Source organism: Methylobacterium sp. Leaf111 (assembly GCF_001423285.1).
Classification (GTDB): Bacteria; Pseudomonadota; Alphaproteobacteria; order Rhizobiales; family Beijerinckiaceae; genus Methylobacterium.
Genome location: NZ_LMNE01000023.1, coordinates 284,583 through 297,284, shown reverse-complemented (window position 1 = coordinate 297,284; position 12,702 = coordinate 284,583). Strand labels below are relative to the sequence as shown.

At 58.4% G+C, this 12,702-nt stretch carries 10 protein-coding genes and 1 pseudogene; 6 read left to right on the top strand and 5 right to left on the bottom strand.

Annotated elements, in window-relative coordinates; all coding sequences use genetic code 11:
• Window positions 1-85: 85 nt before the first annotated feature.
• Window positions 86-1,406, top strand: a pseudogene (locus ASF41_RS14345) (IS3 family transposase).
• A 208-nt stretch (window positions 1,407-1,614) separates the two neighbouring features.
• Here ASF41_RS14345 and ASF41_RS14340 read toward each other — a convergent pair.
• From ASF41_RS14340 to ASF41_RS14330, 4 genes are all read right to left on the bottom strand, one after another.
• A complete protein-coding gene (locus ASF41_RS14340) occupies window positions 1,615-1,920 on the bottom strand; it encodes a hypothetical protein (RefSeq protein WP_056494180.1) in 306 nt (101 codons plus the stop codon).
• 431 nt (window positions 1,921-2,351) lie between these two features.
• Window positions 2,352-5,015 carry a hypothetical protein gene (locus tag ASF41_RS24895; RefSeq protein WP_156653295.1) on the bottom strand — a complete coding sequence of 888 codons (2,664 nt, stop codon included), beginning with the start codon at window positions 5,013-5,015 and terminating at the stop codon, window positions 2,352-2,354.
• A complete protein-coding gene (locus ASF41_RS24890) occupies window positions 5,012-5,218 on the bottom strand; it encodes a hypothetical protein (protein WP_156653294.1) in 207 nt (68 codons plus the stop codon). The genes ASF41_RS24895 and ASF41_RS24890 overlap by 4 nt, the downstream gene beginning before the upstream one ends.
• A 609-nt stretch (window positions 5,219-5,827) precedes the next feature.
• On the bottom strand, window positions 5,828-7,804 hold the full coding sequence (locus ASF41_RS14330) for a bifunctional diguanylate cyclase/phosphodiesterase (protein ID WP_056494175.1): 1,977 nt from the start codon (window positions 7,802-7,804) through the stop codon (window positions 5,828-5,830).
• A 382-nt stretch (window positions 7,805-8,186) separates the two neighbouring features.
• Here ASF41_RS14330 and ASF41_RS14325 point away from each other — a divergent pair, with 382 nt between their 5' ends.
• The 5 genes from ASF41_RS14325 to ASF41_RS14305 all read left to right on the top strand — a co-directional run bounded on the left by ASF41_RS14325 (window position 8,187) and on the right by ASF41_RS14305 (window position 12,184).
• Window positions 8,187-9,272, top strand: coding sequence for a methyltransferase type 12 (locus tag ASF41_RS14325; protein ID WP_244479663.1), 1,086 nt, complete (start codon window positions 8,187-8,189; stop codon window positions 9,270-9,272).
• Window positions 9,273-10,185: 913 nt separating this feature from the next.
• Complete coding sequence (locus ASF41_RS23830; RefSeq protein ID WP_082504427.1) at window positions 10,186-10,506, top strand: hypothetical protein; 321 nt, start codon at window positions 10,186-10,188, stop codon at window positions 10,504-10,506.
• Between the two features lie 442 nt (window positions 10,507-10,948).
• Window positions 10,949-11,191, top strand: coding sequence for a DUF6522 family protein (locus ASF41_RS14315; RefSeq protein WP_056352233.1), 243 nt, complete (start codon window positions 10,949-10,951; stop codon window positions 11,189-11,191).
• Window positions 11,192-11,570: 379 nt separating this feature from the next.
• Window positions 11,571-11,843, top strand: coding sequence for a hypothetical protein (locus ASF41_RS14310; protein ID WP_056352230.1), 273 nt, complete (start codon window positions 11,571-11,573; stop codon window positions 11,841-11,843).
• Between the two features lie 80 nt (window positions 11,844-11,923).
• Window positions 11,924-12,184, top strand: a complete 261-nt coding sequence (locus tag ASF41_RS14305) for a hypothetical protein (protein WP_056494165.1) — start codon at window positions 11,924-11,926, stop codon at window positions 12,182-12,184.
• 235 nt (window positions 12,185-12,419) lie between these two features.
• Here the strand turns inward: ASF41_RS14305 and ASF41_RS23825 are convergent, their stop codons facing one another.
• The gene (locus tag ASF41_RS23825; protein WP_082504426.1) at window positions 12,420-12,695 is read right to left on the bottom strand and encodes a DUF6894 family protein; all 276 of its coding nucleotides are present in this window, start codon (window positions 12,693-12,695) and stop codon (window positions 12,420-12,422) included.
• Window positions 12,696-12,702: the final 7 nt, after the last annotated feature.

Below are 12,702 nucleotides of genomic sequence, written 5' to 3'. Positions count from 1 at the left end.
TGTCCGACGTCAGCACCTGTGGGACAGATTGAGGGTCTTCACGAACGGAGGATGGCTGGTTCATCGTAGCCCCTGAGGAGCGAAGATGAAGCAGACATCTGGGCCGGCCAAGAAACCGGCAGAGGCGGTGATCAAGGACATCCGTCGGGCCACACGTCGGCAGTTCTCCTCCGAGGAGAAGATCCGCGTGGTGCTGGAAGGCTTGCGTGGCGAGGACAGCATCGCCGAGTTGTGCCGACGCGAGGGGATCGCCGCCTCAATGTACTACGGCTGGTCCAAGGAGTTCCTGGAGGCGGGCAAGAAGCGCCTGTCGGGGGACACGGCTCGTGCGGCCACCACGGACGAGGTGCGGGATCTGCGGCGCGAGGCGGGGGCGCTGAAGGAGGTCGTAGCTGATCTATGACCGGGGCTGGGGGCGACGAGGCATGAGGTACCCGGCCTCTGAGAAGCTGGAGATCATCCGGCTCGTTGAGCAATCCCACCTGCCGGTGCGTGCCACCCTGGACAAGCTCGGCATCACGCGCTCGACGTTTTACCGCTGGTACGACGCCTACCAGCGCGGCGGCCCCGAGGCGCTGAAGGACCATCCCTCGCAGCCGAGCCGGGTCTGGAACCGTCTACCTGCGGAGATCCGCGAGCAGATCGTAGCCCTGGCTCTGGAGCAGCCTGAACTCAGTCCGCGTGAGCTGGCGGTGCGCTTCACCGACGAGCGCCGCTACTTCGTCTCGGAAGCCACTGTCTACCGGCTCCTCAAGGCTCAGGACCTGATCACCAGCCCGGCCTATATCGTCATCAAGGCTGCCGCCGAGTTCCGCGACAAGACCACCGCGCCCAACCAGCTTTGGCAGACGGACTTCACCTACCTGAAGGTCGTTGGCTGGGGTTGGTACTACCTGTCGACCGTATTGGACGACTTCTCACGCTACATCGTGGCGTGGAAGCTGTGCACGACGATGCAGGCCAGCGACGTCACCGCCACGCTCGACCTGGCGCTGGGTGCAGCTGGGCTCGATCAGGCGCGGGTGATGCAGCGGCCACGCCTACTCTCCGACAACGGGCCGAGCTACGTCGCCAGCGACCTGGCCGACTGGCTCGCCAGCCGAGGCATGACCCACATCCGCGGCGCGCCATGCCATCCTCAAACGCAGGGCAAGATCGAGCGTTGGCATCAGACGCTCAAGAACCGCATCCTACTGGAACACGCCTACTTGCCCGGTGAGCTGGAGACGCAGATTGCCGACTTCGTCGAACACTACAACCATGCCCGAGCTCATGAGAGCCTGAGCAACCTCACACCCGCCGACGTCTACTTCGGACGCGGCGAAGGGATCCTGGCCGAGCGGGAACGCATCAAGCGCCAGACCCTGATGGATCGCCGCTTGCGCCATCACGCGCAGGCTGCCTAACCTCTCACCCCAGATGGACCAGAGCCTCCGCTCCTGAACACCGCTGAATGTCCCAAATCATCTGACGACAGACAATGTAGCCCATCAGGGTGAAGCCGCCGGCGTTGCCCTGATGGATCGCCGCTTGCGCCATCACGCGCAGGCTGCCTAACCTCTCACCCCAGATGGACCAGAGCCTCCGCTCCTGAACACCGCTGAATGTCCCAAATCATCTGACGACAGACAGGGTTTGGTCCTTCACCTCGCCGCGGCGGCCCTCTAGCCAAAGCGAAACAGCCTCGCCGACGCTGATCACCTCACGCACTGGGACGTAGGTGCGCGTCTCAACAGCCGCATGGATCGCGTTGCGCTTGGTTATGGCCTCTTTCTGACGCTCGAAGAAGAGCTGGACGCGCTGACCGGTCTTGGGGTCGGTGTAATTCAAGACCCAGCGAGTGTTGATGACGACCTCGCCGGAGCGAAGCTTACGACGCCGATCCCGCTTTGTGAGGCTGATGTTAAAAGAATTGGTCATCACCAGCACTCCAGGGAACGTAATCAAAAGAAAAACATGCGGTTACGAGCGGAACAATTGTCCACCGCATAGAGCAGTTAACGCGAATAAAATGGAACCGCACATGGGCCAGGCCCGGAACGGCTTAAGCAGAATTGCTTCTGTAACCGCGAAAGGAACCACGATGTGTGGGTCACGTATTCAGCAGCCCGCATATACAAGGGCTTGTATTTCACGCTTCATCGAAATACAGCCGGTTGATTGTTCAGCCTCGTGGTCCAATGCTTGTGAAGCGGTAGGTCCGTCCGATCAGGACGCAGGACAGGACGGACAACAATATGAAAGGGGAGAGGGGGAGGGTAGGTGCGCGCGCTAATGCCCAGACAGTACCCCCTCCCCCCATCCTTATCTGTCAGTACGTCCCGTCCTGCGTCCTGGTCACAGTCAGTCGATCAGTACCGAGGCCCAACCCCGTTTGTTGGGTCTGTCCCGAAATCTCCATCCGGCTCCTCTGTCGGGTCTGGCAGAATGTCGAACGTTAGTCCGATGGCCCGAGCTTTTTTCCTGATGTTGGCGAAGTAAATTGGGTTCTTTGGCGAGAAGGCGCCGTCCAATTTGCGGATGGCGTGTGTCCACGCGTCGCCAGCCCACTTCGTGTCCCTAAAGATCCTCTCGATCCCCGGTGCGCCTCGTAAAAGGAAGAACCCTGGATCGTCGTTGCGAACTCTCATCATGATGTCCAGCGACGCTATGATACGCGCACTCATGCGTTTATCGTCGATGCCGTCGGTAATCAGGTCACGATGTTCGCGGGCCAACCACTGGCCCAGTGACGATCCAGAAATCAGATGTGCGAACAGATGATGAAGGGCCTCTCCAGCATCATCACGATCGACTTCTTCGGCATGGTCCGCAGTCGTTGAAGCAAACTCTGAGGCCTCAAGCTTGGCCTCTTCGGATACGGGAACACGCCCGTGAAGGGCAACGAAAGCCGCACCAAGGAGCGTGGCGATGTTCGTCCTGAGACGGGCGTCAAGTCCAGGCATCTCCGCTTCGAACGCCTCCCTTGCCGGATCGACAAGCAGGGCCTTCGACGCCATGTACCCGCACCATTTCGGCCCAGCATTCGCAAAATGCGAAAGCTCAGCTGTGATATGACGCGCCGCTTCTTGATCGTTTTCGTGCATGACGAGTTCGAGCAATAGGATGCGGCTCGCATCGGCCGGGGACAGACCTGCCGGATTGATACCGCTGAAGAAAAAGGTCGTGCGCAGGCTAAACTGCATCGCCTTTCCCTCAGGCGTACCCCGAAGGACTGGCGTCGTCCCGGAGGACGCACTACGAGCCAACATCACGATGGCCTGCTGCCGCCCCCGCTTCTGATCACTCTCGAACTCGTCAATAATGACTGGAAGGCTGTCAGGCCCTACCGCTTGGCGGATACCAGCCTCCGAGCTGTCGCCGGTAGTTGATAAGGCTAAGGGTGTGAGCAGTGACGTTGCGAGGCCATGGAGCGTGCTTTTCCCAGCCTTCGGCGGTCCATAAACGAAGCAGTGTGGCCGCCAAGCCAAGACGCCACAGATGGGCGCAATGGCAAGCCAGCCCAGCAGAAGCGTCGCGTTCTTCGGGTCTCGGAACCTGAAGCGGTCAAGCAACTGGGACAAGCGAGCCGTATCAAAACTCGGATCTGCGGGTAACGGTATCGGCTCGAAACAGAGGTACTGGTTTTTCAGCCCCTCCCGCAACGTCCCGCCAAGGTTGATAACCACTTCGCCGTCCTCAACCCATATGCCGCGACCACGGATCCGAGTGGGATTGAACGGGCCCACCTCTTTGCACGCAGCGATGATAGCCTCGCCGGCTGCCGTCGAACTGAAAGATTTCTCAGTCGCGAATTGGTGCTTCCAGAAGCTGGACGGGGCTACCCCCTGCAGCCACTGACTGGAGAGCAGTTGTTGAGCGCTCGCAGGTATGATGATGTTGCGAACCGGATCACGGAGCGCGAAATTCCCATCACGGGTGTAGCCAAGCGGGATAGGCCCCTCTTGACCTGGATCGTACCGACGCGGACCGCTGCCGAGTTGAACGGGTGACGTGATCTTTCCGTGATGGGGACAAGCCTGACAGCCCGTATATCCAAGATCAGACTCGATGGACGCACAAGTCCGAGGCATAGAGTTTTTGATCGCCCGCTCGATTTTAGACTGAGCTTCCCTGCGGTCGTATCGGTCGTAGCTTTCACTGTAGGCGTGAAAGGTCTCTTCCGGATCCTGGCAGCACGCAGTGATGCTTGCTGCGGCGAACCAGTCTGGTTCTGAGCAGGAAACAGCTCCATCACCAGTGACATCGAAGTACCAAGAGCAATCGCGACGGATGGCTTCGTGTCTCGCCAGAGCAAGTCCATTACTCGGCCGGCGCCTTCGCTTCATCGGAGCGGGAGCGGGAGTTGCGAAGTCGGCAAGCGTCGCAACTGTATAGCGGCGAGTCGGGTCGAAAACTTGAAGAACGACCGGCCGCTTGCTCCCTCCTTTGTGATTGAAGGTCCCGGGCAGACGAAATGCCCTGGTAATATCGCCAACGCTGTCGATTTCGGCCCCGGCTTCGCGAAAAATCGCCTGCATGGCCCGATTGAAGTTAAGCGAAATGGCCTTCGCGAGCTGACGGTCCTCTTCAGTCGTGATGATGATCGGCTGGTCGAAGAACCAGTGCCAATGCTCTCCATTTCCGGTTGCGACAACCGCGGAAGGAGCGTGCAGTAAGCGTTCCCGGATCATTCTTGCCGCTTCAGCATCTGCGACATACGTTTTTCCGTTATCCTTCTTGGACGCAAAGTCTACGTCGATAATAAGCCCCGACACCTGCGCGACAGTATCAATCGCGCCCCTCTTCGCGCCACCAACCCGTGTGCTCTGGGTACCTATCACCCCGTAAAGGTCGACTGTATCTCTCCTCCGCTCGATCATAGTTGCCAGCGCAGCCCATTCCTTAGCTTCAAAGGAATCTGTATTACGGGTAGGCAGCTGAAAAAGAAGCTGAAAGCCCACAAAGGCATCGCCGTGCAGAGCCTTTAGAAAGCCGACGGCTTTGTTTGACGTAGTCATCGGGGCGGTGCTCATAACGCACCTACCTTCCGGCCGGCTTCAACGACGGCGATTAACTCAGACAAACGAATGCGCTTTTTGGAGTTGCCGAAGCTATAAGTCAGAACGCCACCCGAATTTACCAGCCGCAAAAGCAGCCAGTAATGTACTCCGAGCTGCACCGAAGCTTGTTTGATGGTTAGGAACGGCTCGATTGTTATACCACCGATGTCGGACATCGCATCCTCGTTTCAACGAGGGCGTGGCGTGTCAAAGAGGTGGTTCACACATCCAGACGCACCTCGCCCCTGGATTGACCAAGTTCGAAGTGCGAATCGATGGCGGAGCGATGTGCGCTGCGTCCTTGATTCTCGCGGGTGAACAGAAACCGCCGACTCACTATGGTTAGATTCTCGCAAAGCCGCCCGAAGACGGCTTTTTACGGGCAAAAGCTGTATGATCAGCGCCTGTTCGCGCCTCGGATACAACCCCATCGAGTCACATTGAATTCGCGCAATGATATTGCATCGCGTGGCGGCCAGATGTCAATTCCACATCGGTGAAATACAGAAAGCTACGTATTATACCGCAGAGGCGAACGTGACTAAGTATGCCCCCCCCAACATATAGGCTCCTTCAAACGCCAACCGATGCTAGCACGGCTTATCCTACTCAACTTTGAGAGTATGCTTGTCAGTTTAAGGCATTATGGACGGCCGATGCTTTGCTGCTTAGCCGTACAGCGGTCGCAGAGTCACTGCAAAAATTGGGGCTAAGCTTCTTGGACGATCATAGTGGTGAAGAACGATCGATGATCAAAGTCGGCCTGACTGGAGGCAGACTGGCTTTCAAACTAAATTAGGATGATTAGCGAGCCGTAGGACGAACTCGTGCTTCGGCATCGGTCGCCCAAGATGGTAACCCTGGAACAGATCGACGCCAAACGACGAGACAAGTTCGATTTGGTGAGCTTCCTCGACGCCCTCCACAATCGTCCTTTGGTCGCAACTTCCCACCAAATCAATGATGTTTTTCAGCAGCTTCGCTCCTCTCGGCGTGTCGCAACTCTGAACGAAAAAACGATCTATCTTGACCATGTCAAAGCGCAGTTCGCTCAGACAGGTTAGGCCGGCAAACCCGGTTCCAAAATCGTCGAGCCAGACGCGGATCCCGATCGCGGACAGCCGCTCCATTAGCTGTGCGACCCGAGGGTTTCCGCTGATTTGCCCTCCCTCGGTGATTTCGAGGGCTAAGCGGGAGGGCGCGATCGCGGCAGCGCGCACAATCGCCTCAACAGCGTTGACGAAATTCGAATCCTCGATTTGCCGCGAGGAGACGTTGACGCTGACAACTGGAAGTGAAGGTTCCGAGGCGAGGAGGTCACAAGCCTCGCGCAGCATCCATTCGCCGAGCTCCATTATGACGCCCGTCCGCTCAGCCACAGGGATAAAGGATTCTGGCGAGACGGCCCGCCCCTCTGGATCCTTGATGCGCATCAGTGCTTCGGCGCCCCAAATGAGGCCCGACGTCACATCAATGATGGGCTGAAAGACTGCCGAGATGCGCCGGTCCGTGATGGCCGAACGTAGCATCTCGGCTGTGAGTGCGTCGCCTACATCGGACTCGAGCATCCGGCGATCAAAGGTCCGGACGCAGTTGCGCCCCTCTTCCTTCGCCACATAGAGCGCAAGATCGGCCGCAGTGATCATTCGCTCGGGCTTGTCGCTCGCAACATCCCCGGAAAATGCTGCGCCAATGCTCACCGTAATGCCCGAGAGGTGATCGCGGCGCGCCGTATGAGTAATCTGCAGGCTCTCGACCACCCGCCGGATCTCTTCGGCGAACGCGGCGACTTGCTCCATGGAGTCAGCTTGAAAAAGAGCCGCGAACTCTTCGCCACCGAAGCGCCCAAGGGTGTATCGCAGTGGCTCAGTTACACCGCACATGGCCTGACTGACGCCGGCCAAGCAGCGATCACCCTGCTGATGCCCATAGCGATCGTTGTACGATTTAAAGTAATCGACATCGATCAAGACAACGCCGAACGCTCTACCAGAGTCCTTACCGTCGAGCCAGAGCTTACGTAAGGAGTCATCAATGGCTCGGCGGTTCGCTAGCCCGGTGAGAGCGTCTGTGGTCGAGAGCCGAATCAACTCGTCTCCGCGCTTCACAATCTCCTGCTGTCGCAGTTCCGCCCGGCTAGCATTCAAGTGTACGCGATAGCGCTCGCGGTTGTATTTGAAGTTCAGGAAAGCAGTCAGAAGAAAGCTGAATAGGTATAGCGACCCGAAGCAGACAATGTAAGTCGTATCGCCGACAAACGCTATCGCCCAGTACAAAAAGATCGCCGCGATCAACCCGGATGAGAGTAGCGCAAACTCAAAGCTTAGATTGAAAAACAGATTGGCAACCAGCATGAATATAAGGCCGTACCCTGCATAGTACAGCGTCGCCGTCATCTCCGCGCTCTGAGCAGCCAAGAACAGCCACGCGGCAAAGCCTAAAACAATTCCGATCGCACATTGGAATTCGAGGATGCGCGTACCGACGCCGCGCCGCACCTGTATCCCGATCGCCATCACGTAGATTACACCGATCGCCAAGCGGATCGGCAGGAGGTAGGGAAGCATGTCGTGGATCAGGAGGGCATCCATTGCTCCGAACGCGACATACAGTAGACCTACAAACTGGCACGCTCTGCTGAGTTCGGTGCTCAAGGCCTTTGCGTGCTGAACCTCGAAGGCCGCATTGAGCTCGGGTGAGCGGCGCTCAAACCAACGCTTGCCGAGCTCTCGATCAAGGAGGTCTAGCGGTTCGTTCGTCATCGTTTTGGCGCCTCCCCGCTGGGTGGTACCAGCGCCAATTTCCTAAATCCCTAATAGAATGAGCATGGGCGCTTTCACTTAATCGGCGCTCTCCAATTGGTGGAAGCGCTCCACAGCGTTTTGCCGTTGCGTCTGACGCAGTCTGAGAGAATGCGAACCCCTTACCTGACCAGCGTGACCGCGTCGGAAATCCGAGCCGGATCAGTCTCAATCTGCGTTAGGGGGCAGCAGCCGTAGCCCCTCCTCCGCATTTTTGGGTGCGCTCAGGCCACACGGTCAAACAAAAGATAATGATGGGAAGATTTACGCAGCTGCTGCTCTTGGACCAGCCTTAACCTCTCGTTAACCCTAATCTTCGCATCCCCGGATCCTCCGGACGTTGGTGCGCAAGGGCGTTAGAGATATGGCCAGCGGCGGACTTTCACTTTTACGCGAACGTGATCTCCTCAGCACCTTTAGATCTCTTGACGACAGTCCAAGATCATTTTTCGAAAATCAGCAGGCGGTTACTCTACCGCAAGCTCTCTATCCTGTCGTTTCTGACGACGTTAATCGCGCATTAACAAATGTTGTCAGCCTCGCCTTGCCCGAAGACTATACTGCGATGACGGATACGCTCATCGATCTTCTTAGCCTTCTGAAGGAAACGTTTAGCGATAAAACTTGGCGCGAAGCTGTTCTCCCCGCTGCACGCTCACATGCTGTCGCAAGTCTAATACACGAATGCCCCTTCACCAGGCATTCTTTCTCAAGGCCGCGTGGATACCCCGGCGATGCTGGACTGATTGACTTCGTCTATCGACATCCAGCGGCAAGAGCGGCGCAGGAGGCTGCCACGGAGGCCGGACGCACGGTCATGGCTTTCACCGTGAACGTGACGGCCTGTGAGGCAGTCCGTCATCGTCGCTCCATCCTTGCCGCAAAGATCGACGAGGTAGCCACACGCCGCGAGATGCCTTCGATCCTGTCCGTAGCGAGTGGGCATCTTCGTGAAGCGGAGCTAAGCATCGCCCTCAAAGCGGGGAGAATCGGACGCCTACTTGCCCTAGATCAGGACGCGGAAAGCTTAGCTGTCGTTGATGGGTACCAGGGCTCTGTCTCGCACACGATCGAAGCGCGACAGGCCACCGTCCGGCAGATCTTGGCGGGAAAGACGGGCTTGGGGCGATTTGACCTGATCTATGCCGCCGGCCTGTATGATTACCTTGATGCGAGAGTGGCGGCACGTCTCACAAGCGTCCTATTCGATCATCTTCACGAGGGTGGCCAACTCCTGATCCCGAATTTCCTCTGGGGCGTCCGCGAGGAAGCCTACATGGAGGTTTTCATGGATTGGTACTTACTCTACCGCACCCCATCCGAGATCGAGAGCTTCGCGCAAGGGATCGCCCCGGAGACAATCCGAAGCAAGCGCTATACGGAGGATGCCGCGGGCACGATCGGTTATCTAGAAATCGAAAAGGTATAGTTTAGCTTCCGCGTCCGAATAGGCGTTTGAGAAGCCTGTACGAATTGTTTGGACCGGATCCGCAACTTCCTCCTCTTTTGGAGGAGCTTCTGGTCCCAACAGCCTCATACTCGTCACGAAACATCTTCGCTGGTTGCAGCTGCGGTTACAGTCATGTGGCTGCATACTGCTTCATAAGGATCGACATGATTCGAGGATACCGCGCATACCCAGGCCGCAACACGTTCCCCGGGTAGCCGTAAAATTATGTCGAACAGCGTTGCGCAGAGTGTACTCGCGTCAATTGCAACAACATCCGGATTCATCTGCTTGTAAGCGGTAGGTCGCGAGTTCAAGTCCCGCAACCGGCACCATACGTTCTCGCTCCGCGCGGGCCTCGATCATGAATCTCTCGGACTGACAAACATCGGCTTCCGAGAGCCGTGGTTAGCTTGGGGTTACAAAGCGGCGCTCGGCGCGATCCGCATCGAACGGCTTTCAAGCTCCGGTTCTGCAAGAGCGTTTCGTGGCAGCGTCGCGCGCATCCCGGTCGTTCAACTGGTCTTTTTGGCGGATCAAAACCGGACAGTCACATGGACTCGACCGGCTGGCTTTGGGCCGGGTCAGCTGAGAGTGCCAGGCACCATCGGTTTGATGGCGACGTCCCCCTTGCGGGCGAACTGCCGACACCAGCGTCACGCACCGGCCAAACCAACCTCGAAGCACCCGGCCACTCTGTGCTCGGACCAACCATCAGGAACCCCTCGGAGCCCGACCACCCGAATACGTTTTGGCCCCTCGGGTTCCTAACGGGTATTGGGGCCGTCTCCATCGAGTAAAGCGGCGGCGAGAGAGCGTGGACGCCGTTCAGATTGGGCCTGCTACGAGGGACGTGCAGCCTATCTGAACGGGTAGGTCCGCAGGGAGATACCCAATGCTCAAGACGCTCACGCTCGGTGCTGGCCTGATGGCTGCCAGTTTGTTTCTGGCAGCGACACCGTCCTCGGCAGCACCGCTCGGTGTCGCGGCGATGACTGAGCCTGCGGCCGCGGTAGAGACCGTCCAGTACGGCTACGGAGGCTATGGCGGCCGCGGATACGGTCGCCGCGGTTATGGTGATGGATACGGTCGCCATGGCTACGGCGGTGGTCGCCACTTCGGACATCGCTTCGGTGGTCGAGAGTTCGGCTTCGGTCGAGGACGCGGTCACGGCTACGGTCACGATCGGGGTTACGGCCGGCGCAGCTATTACTAAACAGTCCCGGCGCCCCTTGTGATCGAGGGGCGCCGCTCTTTGCGCGGCCGGCATGCGTAGCCCAGACTGCGCGGTCTTCGCTGTCTACGGCCCGCACAGACATGGCCTCGTGTTGGACAAGGCCTTCCCGGGCCTGGGCCTGCGCGGCGTCCCCATCTCCCGGCTCCGTCCGTGAGTCGGGTTCGTTCTCGCCGTCCTGATATGCGATGCGGTCTCTCACGGGGCGTCAACGCGCCCGCTCGTGATGGATTGGAATTCTAAAGAAATCATCTGGGCCGGCTGCACGTCTGCGAGCGAGCGGATCAATGGAAGCCGGCGTCTAAACGCTTGCGCTTCGTTCAGGCGAGACGACGCTCATAATCGGCACGCACCTCGAGTCGGGAATCCGTGCTATCTTCGCGTTCAGCTCCGCATTTGCCGCCAAGCTGATCAAAGGCTTGTTATGCGACTGGAGCGAAACGATAGTGGCGACTGGATGCTGGATCCGAACCAGCTGCATTCCCGGCTTATGATCAATCCCCGTTTGATGCGCCAGAAGATGCGGCTCGGGCAAGTGACCAGCCGCATCGAGAAAGGCATCGAGGAGCACGTCGGCACTTGGCGGGTCACGCTTCGCGTCGCAGCCTCGGTGTGGGAGGGCATCTTCGATGATGCCGGGATGCTGATGAGCGAACGAATGGTTTAAGTCTCTTCGATCGACGTGCTCTTCAGGTTTGAGCACGACATCTGCAGCCGCTTCCCAGAAAGACCCTCTCAAGGTCGGCTCGGCTCACCATCCCTCAAAGTGGAGACGCGGCGCAACCCGTCTCCTTAGAAGCTTAACGTCGACCCCGAATCGGGAGCGTACGGCGCCTACGCAAGAAAATACGCTTCGATACAGCGTAAGCCCATGCAATGCCTGCGAGCATCACGGTCATACAGCCGAGCAGAGCCTCGTTTGGGTGCGGTCCTGGCGAGCCACATGCTGCCTCACGTCCCTGCGCATAGGAAACCATGATACATGAGGGGCGTGCCCTGCGAGGGCATCGAACGTCTCCGCACGATGACGGAGCAGGAGATCATCAATGGCCGACGAGAACCGCTCCGAACAGGATCAGTTCTTCGCGCTGGAGGCGGCCGAGCAGGTCGAGTTCGACGGCGAAGGCCCGTTCATGTTCCCCCTCTGCGAAGCCAAGGCCGGCATCTTGATGGGCGAGGACGTCGGAATCCTCATCCTGAAGACAGTCGATGGAGATCGTTTCGGCATACCTCTGGGACACGAGGCGCTGTCGACCCTCTACCAGGTCATCGGTGAGGCACTGCGTGGTTTGAAGCCAGACTCCGAGGTCATGCAGTGACCGGCCCCCACTCTGAATAGACCGACTGGGGAAGCGCGCTCAGCCATCGGCGCCTCTCAAATTCAGCTGCGGAGATGGTTATGAGCGAGCAGAAGCCGTTTCGACCCTCGGTGGCGAAAGAGGCGCGATCGGACGCCTCCGAGGGCGACGTACTCCTCCTTTTGATGATGCCGAAGCCGGACCTGATGATGGGAGAGCGCATGGCAATCGTCATCCTCACCACCGTAGAGGATCAGAGGGTGGGCATCCCGATGGGCCACCAGGGCGTGTCCGACCTGTATGAAATTCTCGGCGAAGCGCTGCGTATGCTGCAGGCGCCTGAGGGTGGATCGGTGCAGTGATCGCACATCCTCTGCGCCCCTATCCCGATCTCGTGGAGCTCGAGCTCCATCAGGGCCGTCGGGCTTGAGCCATGCGCACTTTCCACGCTCCGATCTTGGTTCGTGCAGTCGGCATGTTACGATCAACCGGACAGCATCACAAACCCGCAAGCAAAGGCGATAAAATCGAGTCTAAAGCGGACTTCCATCAACCGCTGAAACGGATAGCCAACCCGAAGGCATCCAGGGACCAGGGTTATTGACCAAGCGCTTTCAACGGACTTGCTTTCAACGGACTTGCGGCTGGAGAGGGCGTCACAAAGAAATCCAGCCGGAATAGGATCAGCTCCGTTCCGTCGGTAACTTCCATCCGCCATTCCCGACCAAGGCTTTCGAGTCTTGCGCCTTCCTCCAGAAGGACGCCCGCATACCGGATAGCCTCTCGTCGTGCGAACCTAGCGTCCGGCAACTCGACACCCTTTTTGTCGAGAAGGACGATGCCGTCATAGACGTTGAAGTGATAGCGAGGCATGCGCCTC